Annotated in this window: 20 protein-coding genes; 10 read left to right on the forward strand and 10 right to left on the reverse strand. The window is 69.4% G+C overall.

All coding sequences use genetic code 11. The features are described from left to right. The first annotated feature begins 42 nt into the window (after positions 1–42). Positions 43–2,232 (forward strand): carbon starvation CstA family protein, encoded by a 2,190-nt coding sequence (locus tag ABTW65_RS22605; protein ID WP_350664273.1) that lies wholly within the window; start codon positions 43–45, stop codon positions 2,230–2,232. Further along, complete coding sequence (locus tag ABTW65_RS22610; RefSeq protein ID WP_350664276.1) at positions 2,229–2,414, forward strand: YbdD/YjiX family protein; 186 nt, start codon at positions 2,229–2,231, stop codon at positions 2,412–2,414. Before ABTW65_RS22605 ends, ABTW65_RS22610 begins: the two co-directional genes overlap by 4 nt. A 4-nt stretch (positions 2,415–2,418) precedes the next feature. Here the strand turns inward: ABTW65_RS22610 and ABTW65_RS22615 are convergent, their stop codons facing one another. Then, positions 2,419–2,709 carry a hypothetical protein gene (locus tag ABTW65_RS22615; protein WP_350664278.1) on the reverse strand — a complete coding sequence of 97 codons (291 nt, stop codon included), beginning with the start codon at positions 2,707–2,709 and terminating at the stop codon, positions 2,419–2,421. A 68-nt stretch (positions 2,710–2,777) separates the two neighbouring features. Between ABTW65_RS22615 and dapD the strand changes: the two genes are divergently transcribed. Together dapD and ABTW65_RS22625 are read left to right on the forward strand one after the other, a co-directional pair. After that, positions 2,778–3,707, forward strand: coding sequence for a 2,3,4,5-tetrahydropyridine-2,6-dicarboxylate N-succinyltransferase (gene dapD / locus ABTW65_RS22620; RefSeq protein WP_141803449.1), 930 nt, complete (start codon positions 2,778–2,780; stop codon positions 3,705–3,707). Positions 3,708–3,729: 22 nt separating this feature from the next. Continuing rightward, on the forward strand, positions 3,730–4,578 hold the full coding sequence (locus ABTW65_RS22625) for a hypothetical protein (RefSeq protein WP_350664280.1): 849 nt from the start codon (positions 3,730–3,732) through the stop codon (positions 4,576–4,578). A gap of 102 nt (positions 4,579–4,680) precedes the next feature. Here ABTW65_RS22625 and ABTW65_RS22630 read toward each other — a convergent pair whose 3' ends face one another. Genes ABTW65_RS22630 through fdxA form a run of 3 tightly spaced genes read right to left on the reverse strand, consistent with a single transcriptional unit; the run spans position 4,681 to position 7,176 of the window. Beyond that, a complete protein-coding gene (locus ABTW65_RS22630; RefSeq protein ID WP_350664282.1) occupies positions 4,681–5,709 on the reverse strand; it encodes a VldE C-terminal domain-containing protein in 1,029 nt (342 codons plus the stop codon). Positions 5,710–5,746: 37 nt separating this feature from the next. After that, positions 5,747–6,853, reverse strand: a complete 1,107-nt coding sequence (gene dapC / locus ABTW65_RS22635) for a succinyldiaminopimelate transaminase (protein WP_350664284.1) — start codon at positions 6,851–6,853, stop codon at positions 5,747–5,749. Next, positions 6,853–7,176, reverse strand: coding sequence for a ferredoxin (gene fdxA / locus ABTW65_RS22640; protein ID WP_008358813.1), 324 nt, complete (start codon positions 7,174–7,176; stop codon positions 6,853–6,855). Before fdxA ends, dapC begins: the two co-directional genes overlap by 1 nt. Before the next feature lie 79 nt (positions 7,177–7,255). Here fdxA and ABTW65_RS22645 point away from each other — a divergent pair, with 79 nt between their 5' ends. Beyond that, positions 7,256–8,146, forward strand: coding sequence for a GNAT family N-acetyltransferase (locus ABTW65_RS22645; protein ID WP_350664287.1), 891 nt, complete (start codon positions 7,256–7,258; stop codon positions 8,144–8,146). 101 nt (positions 8,147–8,247) lie between these two features. Beyond that, positions 8,248–9,198, forward strand: coding sequence for an endonuclease/exonuclease/phosphatase family protein (locus ABTW65_RS22650; protein ID WP_350664288.1), 951 nt, complete (start codon positions 8,248–8,250; stop codon positions 9,196–9,198). Here the strand turns inward: ABTW65_RS22650 and ABTW65_RS22655 are convergent. Next, on the reverse strand, positions 9,190–9,579 hold the full coding sequence (locus ABTW65_RS22655) for a VOC family protein (protein WP_350664290.1): 390 nt from the start codon (positions 9,577–9,579) through the stop codon (positions 9,190–9,192). The two genes, ABTW65_RS22650 and ABTW65_RS22655, sit on opposite strands and share 9 nt — an antisense overlap. A 63-nt stretch (positions 9,580–9,642) precedes the next feature. Here ABTW65_RS22655 and ABTW65_RS22660 point away from each other — a divergent pair, with 63 nt between their 5' ends. Further along, on the forward strand, positions 9,643–9,894 hold the full coding sequence (locus tag ABTW65_RS22660) for a type II toxin-antitoxin system Phd/YefM family antitoxin (protein ID WP_350664292.1): 252 nt from the start codon (positions 9,643–9,645) through the stop codon (positions 9,892–9,894). Next, positions 9,881–10,282, forward strand: coding sequence for a type II toxin-antitoxin system VapC family toxin (locus ABTW65_RS22665; protein WP_350664294.1), 402 nt, complete (start codon positions 9,881–9,883; stop codon positions 10,280–10,282). Before ABTW65_RS22660 ends, ABTW65_RS22665 begins: the two co-directional genes overlap by 14 nt. 35 nt (positions 10,283–10,317) lie before the next feature. Here the strand turns inward: ABTW65_RS22665 and ABTW65_RS22670 are convergent, their stop codons facing one another. Continuing rightward, on the reverse strand, positions 10,318–11,148 hold the full coding sequence (locus ABTW65_RS22670) for an esterase/lipase family protein (RefSeq protein WP_350664296.1): 831 nt from the start codon (positions 11,146–11,148) through the stop codon (positions 10,318–10,320). 241 nt (positions 11,149–11,389) lie between these two features. Here ABTW65_RS22670 and aspS point away from each other — a divergent pair, with 241 nt between their 5' ends. Next, positions 11,390–12,739: an aspartate--tRNA(Asn) ligase gene (gene aspS, locus ABTW65_RS22675; protein ID WP_350664299.1), complete on the forward strand. Its 1,350-nt coding sequence runs from the start codon at positions 11,390–11,392 to the stop codon at positions 12,737–12,739. A gap of 45 nt (positions 12,740–12,784) precedes the next feature. Here aspS and ABTW65_RS22680 read toward each other — a convergent pair whose 3' ends face one another. The 4 genes from ABTW65_RS22680 to ABTW65_RS22695 form a co-directional block, all read right to left on the reverse strand. Then, positions 12,785–15,112 carry a VanW family protein gene (locus ABTW65_RS22680; protein WP_350664300.1) on the reverse strand — a complete coding sequence of 776 codons (2,328 nt, stop codon included), beginning with the start codon at positions 15,110–15,112 and terminating at the stop codon, positions 12,785–12,787. A 62-nt stretch (positions 15,113–15,174) separates the two neighbouring features. Next, complete coding sequence (locus tag ABTW65_RS22685; RefSeq protein WP_350664302.1) at positions 15,175–15,531, reverse strand: hypothetical protein; 357 nt, start codon at positions 15,529–15,531, stop codon at positions 15,175–15,177. After that, complete coding sequence (gene mshB, locus ABTW65_RS22690) at positions 15,528–16,439, reverse strand: N-acetyl-1-D-myo-inositol-2-amino-2-deoxy-alpha-D-glucopyranoside deacetylase (protein WP_350664304.1); 912 nt, start codon at positions 16,437–16,439, stop codon at positions 15,528–15,530. Before mshB ends, ABTW65_RS22685 begins: the two co-directional genes overlap by 4 nt. Beyond that, positions 16,436–17,149, reverse strand: coding sequence for a (deoxy)nucleoside triphosphate pyrophosphohydrolase (locus ABTW65_RS22695; RefSeq protein WP_350664306.1), 714 nt, complete (start codon positions 17,147–17,149; stop codon positions 16,436–16,438). Before ABTW65_RS22695 ends, mshB begins: the two co-directional genes overlap by 4 nt. Before the next feature lie 112 nt (positions 17,150–17,261). Here ABTW65_RS22695 and ABTW65_RS22700 point away from each other — a divergent pair, with 112 nt between their 5' ends. Next, on the forward strand, positions 17,262–18,878 hold the full coding sequence (locus ABTW65_RS22700) for a M15 family metallopeptidase (RefSeq protein WP_350664308.1): 1,617 nt from the start codon (positions 17,262–17,264) through the stop codon (positions 18,876–18,878). Positions 18,879–18,890 lie beyond the last annotated feature (12 nt).

Genomic DNA, 18,890 nt, shown 5'->3' on the forward strand with positions numbered 1-18,890 from the left:
CGGTCACAACGACCGTAAACCGTGCTGAATCAGAGGGAGACCATGTCGACGTCGACCGCCAACCCCACCAGCTCGGGCCCAGGGTCCGGGCCCAACACGCCCCGTAATTGGAGGGCCATCGGCATCTGGACCGCCGTCGCTGTCGTCGGCGCCGTCTGCTGGGCCATGCTCGCCCTGTCCCGAGGCGAGGAGGTCTCGGCACTGTGGATCCTGTTCGCCGCGCTGGCCTCGTACGCGATCGCCTACCGGTTCTACTCGAAGTTCATCGCCAACAAGGTGCTGAAGGTCGATGACACCCGGGCCACCCCGGCCGAGCGGCTGGAGAACGGGCAGGACTTCGACGTCACCGACCGGCGAGTGCTCTTCGGGCACCACTTCGCCGCGATCGCCGGCGCCGGCCCGCTGGTCGGCCCGGTGCTGGCCGCGCAGATGGGTTACCTGCCGGGCACGATCTGGATCATCGTCGGCGTCATCCTCGCCGGTGCTGTGCAGGACATGGTCGTGATGTTCTTCTCGATGCGCCGCGACGGCAAGAGCCTCGGTCAGATGGTGCGTGAGGAGATCGGCACCGTCGCCGGCGTGGCCGCACTGATCGCCGTCTTCGCGATCATGATCATCATCCTGGCGGTGCTCGCGCTGGTCGTCGTCAATGCGCTCGCGGAGTCGCCGTGGGGTGTCTTCTCGATCGGTCTCACCATCCCGATCGCGCTCTTCATGGGCTTCTACCTGCGCTACCTGCGCCCCGGCCGCGTCAGCGAGGTGACCGTCATCGGCGTCGCGCTGCTGCTGCTGGCCATCATCGGTGGTGGGTACGTCGAGGAGATGGGCCTGGCCAACGCCCTGACCCTCTCCCACGAGACGCTGGTGATCTGCCTGGTCGTCTACGGTTTCGTCGCCTCGATCCTCCCGGTGTGGATGCTGCTCACCCCGCGTGACTACCTCTCCACCTTCATGAAGGTGGGCGTCATCGTGCTGCTGGCCGTCGGCCTGGTCCTCGCGGCCCCGGCGCTGCAGAACGAGGCCATCACCGACTTCGCCACCAACGGCGAGGGTCCGGTCTTCGCCGGCAAGCTGTTCCCGTTCGTCTTCATCACCATCGCCTGCGGCGCCCTCTCCGGCTTCCACGCGCTCATCGCCTCCGGCACCACGCCGAAGATGGTCGCCAAGGAGTCGCAGGTCCGCATGATCGGCTACGGCGGCATGCTGATGGAGTCGTTCGTCGCGATCTCCGCCCTCATCGCCGCCTCCGTGATCGACCAGGGCATCTACTTCTCGATGAACGCCTCCTTGGGCGCCACGGGCGGCACCCCGGAGACCGCCGCCGCCTTCGTCAACGGGCTCGGCTTCACGATCACCCCGGCCGAGCTCCAAGCCGCTGCGGACAGTGTCGAGGAGACGATCATCTCCCGCACCGGTGGCGCCCCGACCCTGGCGTTCGGGATGTCGCTGATCTTCACCGAGGCGTTCGGTGGCGGCCTGGCCGCCTTCTGGTACCACTTCGCGATCATGTTCGAGGCGCTCTTCATCCTGACCGCCGTCGACGCCGGCACCCGCGTGGGCCGATTCATGCTCCAGGACACGATCGGCAACGTCTGGAAGCGCTACGCCGACACCTCCTGGCGGCCGGCGGCCTGGTCGGCCTCCGCGCTGGTCGTACTGGCCTGGGGCTACATGCTCTGGATCGGCGTCGGTGACCCGCTCGGCGGGATCAACCAGCTCTTCCCGCTCTTCGGCATCGCCAATCAGCTGCTCGCCGCGATCGCCCTGACCCTGGCCACGGTGCTGATGTTCAAGCACGGTCTGGCCAAGTTCGCCTGGGTGCCTGGCATCCCGCTGGTCTGGGACCTCATCGTCACCATGACGGCGAGCTGGCAGAAGGTGTTCAGCGACAACCCCGCGATCGGCTACTTCGCCCAGGCCTCTGCCGCACGCGAGGCACGCGACGCCGGTGAGCTCTACGGGGTCGCGAAGACCCCCGCGGACGTCGACCAGATCATCTACAACTCGACCCAGAGCGGCATCCTGCAGGCAGCGTTCGCGCTGCTGGTGATCGTGATCGTCGCCGGTGCCGCGGTGACTGTGGTCAAGGCGATCCGCGCCGGCGGGCTGCCGACCACCGAGGTCCCGAAGGTCGAGTCGAAGATCGTCGCGCCCTCCGACTTCTTCGCGACCAAGGAGGAGAAGGAAGCCGTACGCGAGTGGGAAGCCTCCCAGAAGACGCCGGTCTCATGAGTGTGCTCGCTGAGCGTGTCTCCGGCGCCTGGCGGCTGCTCCGCCAGGCGACCGGGGAGGCGAAGTGGGACGAGTACGTCGCCCGGTGCGAGCGCGAGGGCGTCGAGCCGATGAGCCGGCGCGCGTTCGAACGTCACCGAGCCGACGAGAAGGAGCACAACCCTCAGGCCCGCTGCTGCTAGCGGCCTAGCGGGGGCTGTCGTCGGCGAAGGCGGCGTCGAGCCAGGCGTAGACCTGCGAGTCACCTCGGGTGACGAGCAGGACCACCTGCTTCTCGGCGTCGCTCACCGGCTTGCCGTTGATCCAGCTGCGGACGATGTCGGAGGCGGCGCGGCGTACGACCTCCACGCCCTTGGCCATCGCCCACTCCGGCGCCGGGTGACCCTTGCTGGTCGCCACGCCGGGGATCTCCAGGGTCCAGGTGTCGTCCTCGGCCTGGAGGAGCTGGGGCATCGGCAGCGCACTCTTCTTGCTCACCCGCTCATGTTCGCACGTCGAGACCGTCGATAAGGGACCACTCAGGCTCGGCCATTAGACTGCGCCCCGTGACGAATGCAGCTTGGGGCTTCGGCCTCGTGACGTACGCCGCCGACAACTCTGTGCTCGACGTGTGGTTCCCCGCGCCGCAGCTGGGCGAGAAGCCCGCCGACGCCACCGCGCCGGCCGAGCTGACCGCGCTCGAGGGCGCCGACGAGGTGCGTCAGGTCACCCAGCGGGTCGCTCTCGTCGAGGTCAAGGACCTCGAGACCGCGCCCGAGACCACCGAGGACGTCTGGCTGCGACTCCACCTCCTCTCCCACCGCCTCGTGCAGCCGCACGGGCAGAACCTCGACGGCATCTTCGGCCTCCTCACCAACGTTGTGTGGACCAGCGCCGGCCCGTGCGCCGTCGAGGGCTTCGAGCTCACCCGCGCCCGGCTGCGCGCCGCAGGCCAGCACGTGACCGTCTACGGCGTGGACAAGTTCCCGCGGATGGTCGACTACGTCGTCCCGAGCGGCATCCGGATCGGCGACGCCGACCGCGTCCGCCTCGGCGCCCACCTGGCCTCCGGCACCACCGTGATGCACGAGGGCTTCGTCAACTTCAACGCCGGCACGCTCGGCGCCTCGATGGTCGAGGGCCGGATCTCCGGCGGTGTCGTCGTCGGCGACGGCTCCGACGTCGGTGGCGGCGCCTCGATCATGGGCACCCTCTCCGGTGGCGGCAAGGCCGTCATCTCCATCGGCCAGCGCTGCCTGCTCGGTGCCAACTCCGGCATCGGCATCTCCCTGGGCGACGACGCCGTCGTCGAGGCAGGGTGCTACGTGACGTACGGGACCAAGGTCACGCTTCCCGACGGCACCGTGACGAAGGCCGGCGAGCTCTCGGGCGCCTCCAACATCCTCTTCCGCCGCAACTCGGTCAGCGGCGCCATCGAGGCAGTTCCGTGGAAGGGCGAGGGCATCGAGCTCAACGCCGCCCTCCACGCCAACTGACGTCTCACCGAAGAGTGCTGAGTTGAAGAAGCTTCTCACCGCCCTGGTGGTGCTCAGCGTGATCGCCGGCGGCATCTACTGGGTCGTCCAGGCCGCCACGGACAAGCTGGACTCGATCCTCCCCGACCTGCAGCAGTGCACGGCGGTCGCGGGTGAGTACGAGGCGCGCTTCGACCCGGAGCAGATGGGCAACGCCGCCGTCATCACCGCGCTCGGGCTCAAGCGCGGCCTGCCCGCGCGGGCCGCCACGATCGCGATCGCGACCGCGATCCAGGAGTCGAAGCTCTACAACATCAGCCACGGTGACCGGGACTCGCTCGGCCTCTTCCAGCAGCGCCCGTCGATGGGCTGGGGCACCGAGGAGCAGGTCCAGGACCCCGTCTACGCCACCAACAAGTTCTACGACGCGCTCGTGAAGATCGAGGGCTACGAGGACATGGTGGTCACCGAGGCGGCGCAGGAGGTGCAGCGCTCGGCCTACCCCGAGGCGTACGCCGACCACGAGGGCGAGGGCCGCGCCATCGCCTCCGCGATCAGCGGCTACTCCCCCGCCGCGCTGACCTGCCGGATCGACGAGCCCGAGGCCGGCTCCGGCAAGCCCCAGGCCACCAAGACCGAGGTCAACCAGCTGCTCGGCCAGATGGTCGGCCGCGCCCGGGTCGACGGCACCACCGTGATCATCCCCGTCGACGCCGGCGAGACCGGCCAGCGCAACGGCTGGGCCGTCGCCCACTACGTACTCGCCCGGGCCAGCGAGTTCGGTGCCACCTCCATCGCCTACGACGGCCGCACCTGGTCCGCCGGCAAGAACGAGGAGTGGGCCGCCACTCCCAAGGTCACCGGCGACCAGATCGTCGTCACCCTCGCCTGACTCCACCAGCCGAGGCGTCACCCGCGTCGGCCGAGGCGTCACCCCGGTCGGCCGAGATGGCACGTGGGTGCCCACTCGGCCGACGTACGTGACGCCTCGGCCTCAGTCGGCTACGTCGACGTGCACGTGGTCGCGGTGCTCGAGGATGGCCTGGTCGCCGCCGCGGGGCGGGACCTCGTAGTCACGCCAGCCGGCGCCGGAGCGGAACTTGGTCCAGATGCGGTCGTCGTAGATGACGGTCTCGATGTCGAGGCGGTCGGCGTTGGCGACGAGATAATGCGCCAGGGACCAGCCCTTGATGTTGTTGGGGGCGTTGATCGGCCGGAAGAAGTAGTCGACCGCGCGCCCCTCGTAGTGGGCCGAGCCGACCATGTGCCCGGTGGTCACACCGCCGGGCTGGAAGCCGCCGTCGGGGAGGCCCCCGTAGACGTTGCGTACGTCATCGCGCAGCGCCTCCGCACGCGAGGTGAGCCCGGCGCCGCTGAGCCTGTCCGGGACCTCCTCGGCGCTGCCCTTGACGACGCACGAGAACGCCTCGGGAGTGTTGCCGGTCAGCGCCGAAGCCAGGGCCCGCGCCTCGGGCTCGGCGTCGCGGTAGCCGTCGCGCGAGCCGTCGCTGATCTGCTGGGCGACGCCAGGGACGGACTGCTGGCGGTAGTCGGCGACGCCGGAGAGGCGGTCGTAGAGGCCGGCCGCCTTCGCCGGGTCCCGTTCGAGCGAGTGGTCGGCGATCTCGACCGCCAGTACGACGGAGGCCGCGCGGGCGGGGAGCCCGCGACGTACGGCCTGGGCGGCGATCGCAGAGGCACGTTCGGCCTTCTCGGAGGAGAGGTCGTAGGTCTCGCCCTCGGAGGTGACGGTGCAGGACTCGCGGGCGAGGACCGGGATGCCGCCGACACCGACGCCGAGGAGCCGCAGGCCGGCGAAGACCAGGGCTACGGCGATCACGACGCCCAGGATGATGAGGTGCTTGCGCACCGGCCGCAGCTGCTTCCGGGCTTCCCGCGCCGACTTACGCAGCGCCTCGCGTGCCGGCTCCGGGAGCCTCGGCCCGGAAGGGCCCGATGCGGGAGGCGGACCCGGGGGCGGGATGGTCGGTGGGCCCGTCGGGGTCCCCGGCTGTGCGCTCACTCCACCAATCTTCACGTATGGGGCAAACCCCGGCCGGCTACGCCGCGAGGCGGGAGACCGCCGCGTCGACGCGCTCGTCGGTGGCGGTGAAGGCGATGCGTACGTGCTGGCTGCCGGCGCGGCCGTAGAAGGTGCCGGGAGCGGCGAGGATGCCGCGCTCGGCCAGCCATTCGACGGTGTCCCAGCAGTCCTCGTCACGGGTCGACCACAGGTAGAGGGATGCCTCGGAGTGGTCGATACGGAAGCCGGCCGACTCCAGCGCCGTCTTGAGCTTGGTGCGCCGGGCGGCGTAGCGGGCGTGCTGCTCCTTGGCGTGCTGGTCGTCGGCGAGCGCCGTCACCATGGCGGCCTGCTGCGGGCCGGGCATCATCAGGCCGAGGTTCTTGCGGACCGCGAGGAGCTCGCCGAGGACCGAGGCGTCACCAGCGACGAAGGCCTCGCGGTAGCCCGCGAGATTGGAGCGCTTCGAGAGCGAGTGGACGGCCAGGATGCCCTCGTACGAACCGCCACAGACGTCCGGGTGGAGCACCGAGATCGGCGAGGCCTCCCAGGCGCACTCGATGTAGCACTCGTCGGAGATCAGCAGCGTGCCGCGCTCGCGCGCCCACTCGACCGTCTTACGCAGGTGCTCGACCGGGAGTACCCGGCCGCTCGGGTTGGAGGGCGAGTTGATCCACAGGATCTTCGGCGCCTTCGGGCCCAGAGCGACCAGCGAGTCGGTGGCGACGGTGTCGGCGCCGACGAGAGCCGCGGAGACCTCGTACGTCGGGTAGGCGAGCTCCGGGTAGGCGACCAGGTCACCCTGTCCGACGCCGAGGTGCAGCGGCAGCGATCCGATCAGCTCCTTGGAGCCGATCACCGGCAGCACGTTGTCCAGCCCGAGGCCGTCGATCCCGTGGTTGCGCGCAAGCCAGTCGATGGCGGCCTGACGCACCGCGGGAGTGCCGACCGTGGTCGGGTAGCCCGGTGAGTCGGCAGCCTCGGCGAGGGCCTTCTGGATCACCGCGGGCGTCGGGTCGACCGGCGTGCCGATCGAGAGGTCGACCAGCCCACCGGCGTGCGCCGACGCCTTCTCCTTGAAGGGAGCGAGCTTGTCCCAGGGGAAGTCAGGCAGCCGCTGCGAGACCGGGATCGAGGCCGGCATCAGTCCTGGTTCTGCGGGGGCAGCGCGGCGACGAACGGGTGGTCCTTGTCGATCTCACCCATGCGGGCGGCACCACCGGGCGAACCGAGGTCGTCGAAGAACTTGACGTTGGCGTCGTAGTACTCCTTCCACTCCTCCGGGGTGTCGTCCTCGTAGAAGATCGCCTCGGGCGGGCACACCGGCTCGCAGGCGCCACAGTCGACACACTCGTCGGGGTGGATGTAGAGCATCCGCTTGCCTTCGTAGATGCAGTCCACCGGACATTCGTCGACGCAAGCCTTGTCCTTCACGTCAACACAGGGCTGGGCGATGACGTACGTCATTCGGGGCTCCTCCAAGCGGGGTATCACGAAAGTCAGAGGGGCACGACTGGCCCTTCAGGGAACAGCCTAGTATCCCCACGTGCCTGCTCATCTCCTGGGACCACATGTCGTCGGCAAGCGGATCGTCATCCGTCGCCTCGTGCCCGGCGAGACCGGCCCCACCGGCGGTCCCGCCTTCACCGACATCCTCGGAGTCTGTACGTCCTGGGCCGACGGCACCGCGGTCATCGAGCGTGAGTCCGGGGAGCGGGTGAGCGTGCCCGTCGCCGAGATCGTCTCCGGCAAACCAGTGCCGCCACGGCCGAACGTACGGCTCCGGATCGGGGTACGCGAGGCCGAGCTGCTCAGCGCCGCGATCTTCCCCGGCACCACCTCGGAGCCGTTGGGCGAGTGGGTGCTCTTCGACCACGAGGTCTCGGTCCGCCGCCGACCCAACTCCGCGCTGGCGATCGGCGAGCCCGGCATCGGCCTGGATGCGGCGATCGACAAGGTCGAGAGCTACTACCGCAGCCGCCACAAGCGCCCGCGGGTGAAGATCGAGGTCGGCTCCGCGGTCGAGGAGGCCGTGGTCGCCCGCGGCTGGGTCGAGGACGTGACCGTCGGCTTCCAGCTCGCCGGGCTCGCCGCCACGCGCCGCCTCCTGCCTCCGCCCGTCGAGGACGCCCGCGTGGAGATCACCGGCGCCGACGGCGCTCAGGTACTGATCACCTTCGGCGACACCGCCCGGATCATGGGCACGATGGAACGCGACTGGCTGGCCATCCACGACCTCGAGGTCGCCGAGTCACACCGCCGCCAGGGCCTCGCCACCAAGGCCCTCGCCACCCTGCTCGAGTGGGGTGCCGAACGCGGCGCCCGCGCCGCCTGGCTCCACGTGGAGACCAACAACGCCCCCGGCCTAGCGCTCTACGAGGGCCTCGGCTTCACCGAGCACCACCGCTGCCGCTACTACGCCTCGCCCACCCCGTAGCCCACTCCGTAGCGGAGCCGTCCGGGCCCGCTCACCCGGAGTTCCGCGAGTGCTCATCTGCGCCTGTTGAGGTGGTGGAAACCCCCACCGAAGGAGCAACGATGGAATCGGGCATCAGCATCACCAGGCGAGGAATTCTCTCTTCAGCGGGCGCGCTGGGCGTGGCCGCAGCGGCCGGTACGACGTTGGGCGGCGCCATGCCCGCGGCCGGCGTCGCTGCGTACGAAGGGCCTTCGGGCGACGCGTTGATCGGCAAGGTCAAGGCGCCCGACCTGCACGTGATGAGCTTCAACATCCGCTACGACCGCGAAGGCACCCAGCCTGGGCAGCCCGACTACTGGCCCGAGCGCAAGCCCCTGGTCACCGAGCTCGTCGAGCTCGAGAAGCCGACGATCCTGGGCGTACAGGAGGCGGAGTTCGGGCAGCTCGTCGCGCTCGAGGCGGGTCTCGGGCCGAAGTATCGGATGCTCGGGTTCGGGCGTGACGGTGGAGCCGGCGGCGAGTACTCCTCGATCTTCTACGACGCCTCCCGGCTCGAGGCACTGTGGTGGGACCAGTTCTGGCTCTCCGACACCCCCGATCTGATCGGCTCGGCAACCTGGGGCAACTCAGTGACCCGGATCGTGACCTGGGTGCGGTTCCGTGACCTGGCGACGGGCACGGAGTTCCTGCACGTCAACTCCCACTTCGACCACCAGTCCGAGAACGCCCGGGTCCGGAGTGCGGAGGTCGTCCGCGCGCTCATCGCCGACACCGGCCTCCCGGCCGTCTTCACCGCCGACTGCAACGCCGCGGCCGAGGCCTCGGTGTCCTACACGACGCTGGTGACCGACGGCGGCCTGATCGACACTTGGCTCGCGGGCACTCAGCTGACCCCGCGTGTTGGCACCTTCCCCAACTACGGCACACCCTCCCCGGCCGGCAACCGGATCGACTGGATCCTGACGACTCCTGGGATCACCGTGAAGGAGTCCGCGATCAACACCTGGACCAAGGACGGTCGCTGGCCCAGCGACCACACCCCCGTCCAGGCGCTCGTACGCCTACCCTGACAGCAGGTCCCACAGGTTGCCGAAGGGGTCCCGGAAGACCTGAAGGGTGCCGTAGGACTCCTCGCGCACCGGCCCGACGAGCTCGATCCCGGCGGCGACCAGATTTTCGTACGCCTCTGGGAAGTCGTCCACGCGCAGGAAGAACGTCACCCGGCCGCCGGTCTGGTCACCGACTCTCGCGGCCTGTGCCGGGCCGTCGGCCCGGGCGAGCAGGAATCCGGTGCCGCCGCCCGGCGGGCGTATGACCACCCATCGCTTCGGGCGGCCGTCGTTCGTGGTGGAAGGCGCGTCCTCGGTGACTTCGAAGCCGAGGACGTCGCGGAAGAACTCCACCGCCTCGTCGTAGTCGGGTACGACGAACGTCACCAGATCCAGATGCATCTGCCCTCCTCAGCGGGTCGCGGCTGGGTTGACCAACTTGGTTGACCAACCTACCGTGGATGTATGGATGCAGCACATGTCGTAAAGGTGCAGGAGGCGAAGACACACCTGTCGAGCCTGCTCACCGAGGTCGAGGCGGGCGGCCAGGTCATCATCGCCCGAGGCGACCATGCCGTTGCGCGCCTGGTGCCGATCGAACGGCCGACCAGGCGGATTCTCGGCGGCCTACGCGTGAGCGTCCCCGATGAGTTCTTCGAACCGCTTCCGGACGACGAGATCGCCGCCTGGGAGGGGTCTCTCGATGAAGACCTATGAGCGGGTGCTTCTCGACACTCATGCCTACATCTGGCTGGTGAGTGACCCCGACCGGCTCAGCACCACCGCCTACGAGGCCGTTATCGACATCGACACCGAGGTGTTCGTCTCGGCGGCGAGCCTCTGGGAGATCTCGACCAAGGCTCGGCTCAGCAAGCTCCCCGGTGGAGGGACCCTGGCAGCCACCTTTGAGGACCGCACACGCCTTCATGTCCTCGAGCGGCTGCCGATGGATTTCAACCACTCACGCCTCGCCGGAGAGCTCGACTGGGACCACCGCGACCCGTTCGACCGCATGCTCGCAGCTCAGAGCATGCTCGAGAACCTTCCCCTGGTGACCAAGGACAGCCGACTGCAGGCGTACGAATCCATTCACACCATCTGGTGACCACGTCGCCAGGGGATGTGCTCTCCCGGCGACGGTCAGCAGGTCTTCAGGTCCGGGGATGCGGGGCCTTCGTTGGTGAGCGCGTCGAGGGTGAGGGCGATGGCGGAGGTGCTCATCGGGATGAGCAGGTGGTCGGAGAGGTCGAGGGCGCAGGCGTCCTGGATGCGTACGTTGGTGGTGTTCGGGCCCTCAGCGAGGAAGCCGGAGGTGTGGGGAACGACCACCTCGTCGGTGGCGGTGACGATCTGGGTGTAGGAGATCTCGCCCGGGGTCTCGTCGCCGGCGTTCAGGTCGGCGAGGAACTGCGAGCCGGCGGCCTGCTGGGCACAGGACTGGCACAGGCCGGTGGCTCCGATCGCGGTCCCGTCCATGACGATGGTCGTGCCGTGGTTGGAGGGGGCGAGGCCGACGAGGTCCTCGACGTAGGCGGCGCCGCCGAGGTTCTTGATGTAGTAGCGCGGCATCATGCCGCCCTGGGAGTGACCGACGAGGGACACCTTGTCGGCGTCGGTGACCTCGCGTACGCGCTCGATGAACTCACTCAGGTGAGCGGCCGAGTCCCGGATGTCGCCGGTCGCGCGGTTGCCGTAGTCGAACGAGTAGATGCAGAACCCGGCCCGCTTCATGGCCAGCGAGATCGGATCCAGCAGCGAGCGGCGGTCGCCGAAGGTGCCGTGCACCAGGATCACCGGCGTCGGGCGCGCCGCCGACGGCGCGCACGCCCAGTCGTTGGACCCGGCCGGGTCGCCGTAGGGCGACCCCGGCAGTGGGATCCCGGTCTGGCTCGACCCCGCCGCTGCGGGAGCTGAGATCGGGGCCAGGACGAGTGCGACAGCAGCGAGAAGACTCAGCAGGAACGGGCGCATGACCGCTTCAACGAACAGATGTGATCCGCGTCACGACCAGAAACGTGTTGGCGGGCGGCCCGCGGCGAGATCTACGATCGTGAGCGGCACCGCCGAGGAGTGACGACCCTCTGCCCACGGCATGGCGGCGCCCGCGCGTACGGCGTATCGACGAGAGGCTGATGAGACATCAGCGAAGGTGTGGTGGCACCGCGACCTAGCCCCCGCCCACACCTCCAGGGCCTCGCCACCTGGAGGAATGATGAAACCGATAGACCGTACGCTCGCCGCCGGTCTCACCGCGGCAACGCCCGGCACCACCGTTCGACTCTGCGGGCACGTGCACCGACGACGCGAGCTCGCCGCCGTCACGTTTCTCGTGCTGCGTGACCGCAGCGGCTCGGCGCAGGTGGTGATCAAGCCGGCCGATGGGCAGCAGACACCACCCGAGGAGACGCCGGTCGAGGTGGTCGGCATCGCCACCGCCAACCCACAGGCACCAGGAGGGGTCGAGGTCACCTCGCCGGTGGTCACATCGCTCTCCGACCCGGCGCTCAGCCCGCCGGTCGAGCTGTGGCGACCCGAGCTCGCGGCCGGACTGCCGACCCTGCTCGACCACGCACCGGTCACCTGGCGTCATCCCGCGGTCCGGGCCCGATGGGAGCTCGCTGCGGCATCCCTGCGCGGCTTCCGGCAGACCCTCGACGCCGCCGGCTTCACCGAGGTCCACTCCCCCAAGATCGTGGAGTCGGTGACCGAGTCGGGAGCGAACGTATTCGAGATCGACTATTTCGGGCGGCCCGCCTACCTCGCCCAGTCACCGCAGTTCTACAAGCAGCAGCTGGTGGGCGTCTTCGAACGGGTCTACGAGGTCGGGCCGGTCTTCCGGGCCGAGCCGCACGACACGGTGCGACACCTGGCGGAGTACGTCAGCCTCGACGTGGAGCTCGGCTTCATCCGCGACCACCGCGACGTGCTCACGGTGCTCCGCGAGGTGGTGGCAGGCATGGTCGAGGGGATCACGACGTACGCCGCGGACGCGGTCGAACGACTGGGTGCCGAGCTTCCCGTGATGCCTGCGGAGATCCCGGTGATCCACTTCACCGAGGCGCTGAAGCTGGTCGGGGCACCCGAGGACGAGCCCGACCTCGCTCCCGAGCACGAGCGTGCGCTCGGAGCGTGGGCTCGGGAGACGTACGCCTCCGACTTCTTGGCCGTCGAGGGCTACCCGATGCGGAAGCGGCCGTTCTACACCCATCCGCAGCCCGGCGACGAGCGCTGGAGCAACAGCTTCGACCTGATCTTCCGGGGCCTGGAGCTGGTCACCGGCGGGCAGCGTCTGCACCGGCTCACTGACTACGAGCAGGCGATCCGGGCACGCGGCGAGGAGCCGGAGGCGTACGCCTCGTACCTGCAGGCCTTTGCGCATGGCATGCCGCCCCACGGCGGCTTCGCGCTGGGCCTGGAGCGATGGGTCGCTCGGCTCGTCCAAGCCGCCAACATCCGCGAGGTCACCCTGTTCCCGCGTGACCTGCACCCGCCTCTCGCCCTGACAGCTCGCCCCGAGTCGGCTCATCCTGACAGAAATCAACGCCGAGTCGGCGCGTCATGACGCGCCGACTCGGCGTTCGTTTCTGTCAGAACCGGCCGACTCGGCTCAGTTGGGGTCGGCAGGGGGCGGCGGCTTCTCCGACTCGTCGGTGCACTCGACCTCGTCCTGCGGGATGTAGGTGGTCTTGAAGGTCTCGGTGTTGACCTTCGAGCCCGATCCAGCGTTGTAGAAGTCGCGCCAGACGTTGATCGAGAAGCCCGGGGCGCCGACGGTGTTCTCGCAGTTGCCGTCGGTGATCTTCTGCTTGCTCGGCGGCTTGAAGTCGTAGCGCTCGCCGGTGCGGGTCTTGATGTCCCAGATCTTGGTGGACCACATCTCGACGGTGACCGAACCCTGGCCGCTGGCGCTGGCGGGGTTGACCCAGGAGCGGATCAGGACGCCGTACTTGGTGTTGTTCTTGAACTTCAGGTCCAGCGAGGGCCAGGCGACCGTCGCCTCACGGCCGATCGGGTAGCGATCGATGTAGAGCGAGTGAGCCTTGTGCTCGACGTCCTGGAGACCGGCGAAGAACATCGCGTTGAAGGTGGTCGTCGCCATCTGCGAGACACCGCCGCCGTAGTCCTCGCGGAAGATCCCGTTCTGGATCATCCAGCCCTTGGTGAAGCCGTTGGCGGCCGTACGCTCCCCGACGATGCCGTTCAGGGAGAAGGTGTCGCCCGGGGCGAGCACGGTGCCGTTGACCAGCTCGGCGGCGCGGCCGATGTTGACGTTGCGGTATTCGGCGTAGGGGAAGTTGGTGGTGAAGGTGGAGACCTTCTCCTTGACGCCCCAGGCCTTGGCCTCTTCGGTGGTGACCTTCGGCTTGGCGACCTTCGACTTCACGTCGACGGTGCGCTCACCCTTGGGCGCCGTGACGACGTCGAGGAAGACCGCCTCCAGGTCCTTCTGGTTGAAGGTGACACCCGGCTTGGCGGGGATGACCTTCGGAGCGCCGTTGACCATCTTGATGGTCGCGTCGACCGGCTTAGCGGCGTCGTCGGCGAGAGCCTTCTTGAGCACCTTCTTGAGCTTGCTGGGCGCGACCGAGGCCTGCAGCTCGCCGTCCTTCGGGTCGAACCGGATCGCGTCGCCGAACTCCTTCGGGGACAGCTCCACCGGGGTCTTCTCGAACTTCAGCGTGATCGGCCCGGAGACCGCCGGGGTGGCGACCTTGTCGACCGCCTCCTGGACGTCAGCCTCGTCGACGTCGGGGGTGAGCTCCGCGAGAGGTACGTCGGCCTTGCGGTCACCCTCGACGAGCAGCTGACCGGCGAGCGCGGTCCGGAGCGCGTCGTCGCTGACACCCTCGCCCGCGACCGGCTGGGTGGTCTTGATCTTGCCCTTCTTGATGACGACGTCGCCGTCCTTGAAGGGGGTGCCGGCGCGCTTGTTCACCTTGGCGGCGACCTTGGCGATCAGCTTGTCGTCGGCCTTGATGACGGGCTCGATCTCGCCACCGCCGGTGAAGTGCTTCCACAGCTTGACCGGGCTCCAGCTGCGTACGGCGTTGGCCTTTTCGATCGTCGCCTCGGCGTCGAAGCTCAGGCCCGCGTCGGCGGGGTTGACCTCGGTCGTGCTCTCGCCGGCGGTCACGTTGATCGGCTGGCTGTGGGCCGGGGCGAACTTCTGGTCCAGCAGCGGCGTCGCCTCGGCGGCCGTCATGCCGCCGATGTCCACGCCTGCCACCGTGGTGCCCTCGGAGATCTTCTCCCCGGCAACGGCGTACGCAGCAGCCCAGCCGGCGAAGGCCAGGATGGCGACGCCGCCCACGAGCGCGGCGGCGACCTTGGTGCCGGTGCCGACCGGCTTGCTCTCGGCCGCGACCGGCTGGGCGTAGTCGGGCTGCTCGAAGGCGGAGTGGTCGAAGGCCGATGGGTCGTACGCCGATTGGTCGAACCCGGACTGGTCGTACCCGGACTGGTCGGCGGGGCCCGGCTCGTTCACGACGAACGGCCCGACGCCCATGACGGTCGCCTCGAGCGGCTCGTCGTCGAAGTCCGGGGAGTCCTGGACCTGGTTGTCGAGCGCGACCTCGGTGGCCGCATCGCTGGCCAGGTCGGGAGCGGCGTCGACCGCGTCCGGCTCCGGGGCGAACTTCCGGTTCTTCGAGACGAAGAGGAAGTTGTCGTCCTCCGGCAGCTCCGCGCGCTTCGGCAGCTCCGAGCGCAGCATCGTACTGCGCAGCAGGGTCTCCTCGGCGGGATCCTCATCGGCGTCGTTCGGGACCGGCGCAGCACCCGTCGACTCGGCAACACGAGCATCGATCTCGATCTGAGGGATCATGATCGTCTCGATGGCAGCATCGTCCGCGCCAGCTTGGCTGGCGTTGGACCCGGCCGCGTCAGTTTGCTTCGCGGGCTCGGGGGCCTTGGAGGCCTCGGGCTCATTGGACATGCGGGAGAGCCTAGGACCTATACCCCCCTAGGCCGAACCCGTAGCCCATCTTGGGACGTTCGTCACTTCCCGGGGAGGTCCTCAACCGCCTGTGCCGTGACCCTCGACACAGTCGCCGTGGCCACCACGATCATCAGCACGGCCCAGAAGATCATCAGGTATCCCGCCACATCGCCCGCGACGGCATACCCGCCCGTCGGCCTCGGCGTCGCGGCCAGCGCGACCACGATCGCCCAGGCCGCGGCGTACGCGATCCGCGAGGCTCCGCGCGGCAGCACGATCAGCATCGCCGAGGACGCGGCCACGGCGAGCAGCAGCCCCCACCACCAGGGGTGGACCGCTACCGCCGCGACCCCGACGACGAGGCCGAGGAGAAGACCGGCCCCACAACGAGCCAGGCCGCCCCCGAACGACCTCACAACCCGGCGAAGAGGTCGGTCAGGGTGGTCCCTTCGACGTCTCCCTTGGCGATCCGGAAGTGCTCGTGAGACCAGGCGGTCGTCCCGAGGCTGTTCGTCATCGCGAAGATCCCCTGCTCCATGTCCATCTGGGTCGGGTAGGCGCGCATCGCGGCGACCTTCTGGTCGGCGTAGGCGGTGCCGTCGATCGCCGCAGCGATGTCGACGTCGGGCGTGGCCATCGGCAGCGGACCCTCGGGGTCCATCCCGCCGAGCGCGTCCTCGTCGCCGGCCGCCCGGGCCGCCCGCAGCCCCTCGCGGATCCAGCTCTCCGCGATCGCGGTCCAGAAGATCCGGTCGATCTCGTGGGCCTCGCCGAGCTCCTCCTTGTAGGTCGGCACGGCGGCGAGATGGGCGGCGTACGTCGCGACCCGGTGGGCCTGGATGTGGTCGGGGTGGCCGTAGTTGCCGAACTCGTCGTAGGTGACCAGCACCTGCGGCCGCACCTCGCGGATGATCGTGACGAGGTGGTCGGCGGCCTCGTTGAGATCGGCGTACCAGAAGGCGTTCTCGCGGGCCTCGGGGTCGGGGAGCGCGTGGGTGCGGTCCTCGCTCCAGGTCATCCCGGAGTCGCGGTAGTTGCCGAACCCGCCCAGCCAGCGGTGGTCGACCTGGCTGCCGTCGGGCGCCTTCAGGGCCGCCATCGCGTCCTCGATCTCTCCCCGGCGGTGCACGCCCAGGCCGTCCTCCTGGTCAGCGGCGAGGTGGGCCAGGCCGGGCACCAGGATCTCGCCCATCTCACCGGCGGTGCAGGTCACCAGGGTGACGCGGGCGCCCTCGGCGAGATATCTCGCCATCGTCGCCCCCGTCGCGATCGTCTCGTCGTCGGGGTGGGCGTGCACGAGCAGCAGGCTCTTCTGTGAAGTCACGAACTCGATCCTAGGTCGGGGCGCTTTATCCGCTTCGGGTTGTCGGGGAGCTCGACGGGTTCGGGGGCGATCGAGTCGTCCGGTGCGTCATCGGGGATGTCGAGCCAGCCGTCGTACTCGTCCACCAGCAGCTCCAGGACCATCTCCGGGGCGTCCGTCTCCACCGACCACGGGTGGTCCTCGTCGTCGTCCTCGCCCTGGTAGCGCTCGCGGCTGATCCGGGCCGTCCAGCCCTCGCGCTCCAGCGTCGACGCTGCGGTCCGGGCGGCCTCCTCCTCGAAGAAGATGCCGCGCAGGGTGGCCCCTTCGGGCACGCCGAGTACGTGACGGAGCGCATCGAGGAACGGACGGTCGGGCTCCAACCAGTCGACCGAGTCGAGATCCTCGGCCGCCAGCCAGAGGACCTGGTCGTGCTCGCGCGGCCTCGGCTCCCCCGCGACCACCCGGGCGGTCGCGGCGATCAACCGGCCGGCGGTCCCGCCGATGGCCGACTCGCCCTCCATCCAGTCGAGCACCTCGATCAGGCAGCCGAGCTCCTCGCCGATCTCCCGGACGAGGGCCGCCTCGGGCGTCTCGCCCTCCTCGACCTTGCCGCCGGGGAGCTCCCAGCGTCCGGCGGCCTCGGGCGGGGACGTACGCCTCGCGGCCAGCACCTGCTTGCCGTCGGCGCTGAGGATCGCCGCGGCTACTACGGTCTTGGGGCTGTTCACGTGTGAGATTGTTCCCTAGACACCCGGAAAGTGGTGTCTCTTGGGTACGCTCCAACGCCGTGCCCCGCCGTCTTCTGCTCATCGCCTGCCTGCCCCCGTCCGGGGTCCGTTCATGAGCGATCAGCAGTGGCCACCGCGGCGCCCAGGCGAGCCTCGCCCGCCCTACCGGGGACAGCAGCCCTATCCGGGCCCGCGGCAACAGCCGTATCCGGGCCGACAGCAGCAGCCCCAGCACCCGGGACAACAGCAGCCGCATCCCGGCCAGCAGCAGCCCCACCCCGGCCAGCAGCGGCCCCATCCGGGGCAGCACCAGCCCTACCCCGGCGGGCAGCGCTACCCGGACCAGCGGCCGTACCCGCCTCAGCAGCAGCCCTATCCGCCGGCACAGCAGCCTTATCCGCCTGAGCAGGATCCCTACGGCCAGCGGCCCTATCCGGATCAGCCCTACCCCGAGCAGCCCTACGCCGAGCAGCCGTACTCCGAGCAGCCCTATGGGCAGCAGCCGCCCCCGGGTTACCCGCAGGGCTTCGGTCCCGGCCGGTTCGAGTCCGAGCCGCCGAAGAAGCGGCGGCGGTGGCCGAAGGTTCTCGTGAGCCTGCTGGTGCTCGCGCTGGTCGGTGTCGGGGGCTACGGGGCGTACGACTTCTACGACCAGATGCAGAAGTGGGAGCAGACGACGACCGACGACCTGAACGGCGTCGGCAGCGACCTGTCGGTGGCGGTCGCGTCGCTGCGCAGCGTCGGCTGGGAGGTGACCGCCGCCGACATCGGCACCTGGCTGGAGCAGCCGGGCGCCTACGGCGACGGCCTGAGGCTGCGTACGCTGCAGGCCGACGAGGCAGGCAACAGCTTCGAGGTGGCGGGCTACCGGACCTGGCAGGACACCTACGCCAAGCGCGACCACACCACGGTCGTGTGCGCGAACATCACCCTCGCGACCGGGACCCAGAAGCCGCTGAGCGAGTCGATCACGACCTGCCCCGAGGACGTCCCGAAGACGGCACCGGAGGCCGGTCAGACCGACCCTGACACGAAGGCGGGCGGGGTCACCGGCCACTTGGCAGAGCTGGCGGTGCAGGCCTCCGAGCAGCGCGCCGCCGGCGCCGCCGAGGGCAAGCTCCTCCAGGTCGCGGCACCAACGAGGCCGGTCGGCAACCCACGCGCCGACTCGACCGGGCTCGTGTGCTCGCCGGGGACTAAGGACCTCGGCGAGGGCGAGGGGTACGACGAGGGCAAGCTGATCCCGGTGCGGCTCTGCGCGGTCGAGGGGCTGCCCAACACCGGCACCGAGAGCACCAAGGGCGACCCCTACTACATCGACGGCTCCGACGGCCTGACCGTCGTGAACGCACGCATCTCCGGGGCCGCGGCAGCCCTGGTCAAGAGGGCCGAGAAGCAGGGCGTCGACCTGGTCGCGGGCAGCTCGTTCCGGACGATGAAGAAGCAGAAGGCGCTGTGCCAGGAGGACGCCACCGGCGGCTGCCCGACTGGCGACTACACGCTCACCGCGCAGCCCGGCCACTCATCCCACCAGCTCGGCATCGCCATCGACTTCGAGCAGCCCAGCGCGACCGGCGGCAAGACCTGCGCGACGCGGGCCTCGGAGCCGGCCAGCGCGGTATGGCGGTTCCTCAACAAGAACGCTCTGAACTTCGGGCTGAAGCAGTACTCCGCCGAGGCGTGGCACTGGGACGCGTACGGCGGGAAGGACCGCTGCGCCCCGATGTGACCGCCCCGCTCT

The organism is Nocardioides sp. NPDC127503 (assembly GCF_040302165.1).
Lineage (GTDB): Bacteria > Actinomycetota > Actinomycetes > Propionibacteriales > Nocardioidaceae > Nocardioides.

Coding starts and splice junctions, on each gene's coding strand:
- ABTW65_RS22670 (WP_350664296.1), bottom strand. CDS start 11,148: ATGCGCCCGTTCCTGCTGAGTCTTCTCGCTGCTGTCGCACTCGTCCTG.
- ABTW65_RS22610 (WP_350664276.1), top strand. CDS start 2,229: ATGAGTGTGCTCGCTGAGCGTGTCTCCGGCGCCTGGCGGCTGCTCCGC.
- ABTW65_RS22650 (WP_350664288.1), top strand. CDS start 8,248: ATGGAATCGGGCATCAGCATCACCAGGCGAGGAATTCTCTCTTCAGCG.
- ABTW65_RS22665 (WP_350664294.1), top strand. CDS start 9,881: ATGAAGACCTATGAGCGGGTGCTTCTCGACACTCATGCCTACATCTGG.
- ABTW65_RS22605 (WP_350664273.1), top strand. CDS start 43: ATGTCGACGTCGACCGCCAACCCCACCAGCTCGGGCCCAGGGTCCGGG.
- ABTW65_RS22655 (WP_350664290.1), bottom strand. CDS start 9,579: ATGCATCTGGATCTGGTGACGTTCGTCGTACCCGACTACGACGAGGCG.
- ABTW65_RS22660 (WP_350664292.1), top strand. CDS start 9,643: ATGGATGCAGCACATGTCGTAAAGGTGCAGGAGGCGAAGACACACCTG.
- aspS (WP_350664299.1), top strand. CDS start 11,390: ATGAAACCGATAGACCGTACGCTCGCCGCCGGTCTCACCGCGGCAACG.
- ABTW65_RS22700 (WP_350664308.1), top strand. CDS start 17,262: ATGAGCGATCAGCAGTGGCCACCGCGGCGCCCAGGCGAGCCTCGCCCG.
- fdxA (WP_008358813.1), bottom strand. CDS start 7,176: ATGACGTACGTCATCGCCCAGCCCTGTGTTGACGTGAAGGACAAGGCT.
- ABTW65_RS22680 (WP_350664300.1), bottom strand. CDS start 15,112: ATGTCCAATGAGCCCGAGGCCTCCAAGGCCCCCGAGCCCGCGAAGCAA.
- dapC (WP_350664284.1), bottom strand. CDS start 6,853: ATGCCGGCCTCGATCCCGGTCTCGCAGCGGCTGCCTGACTTCCCCTGG.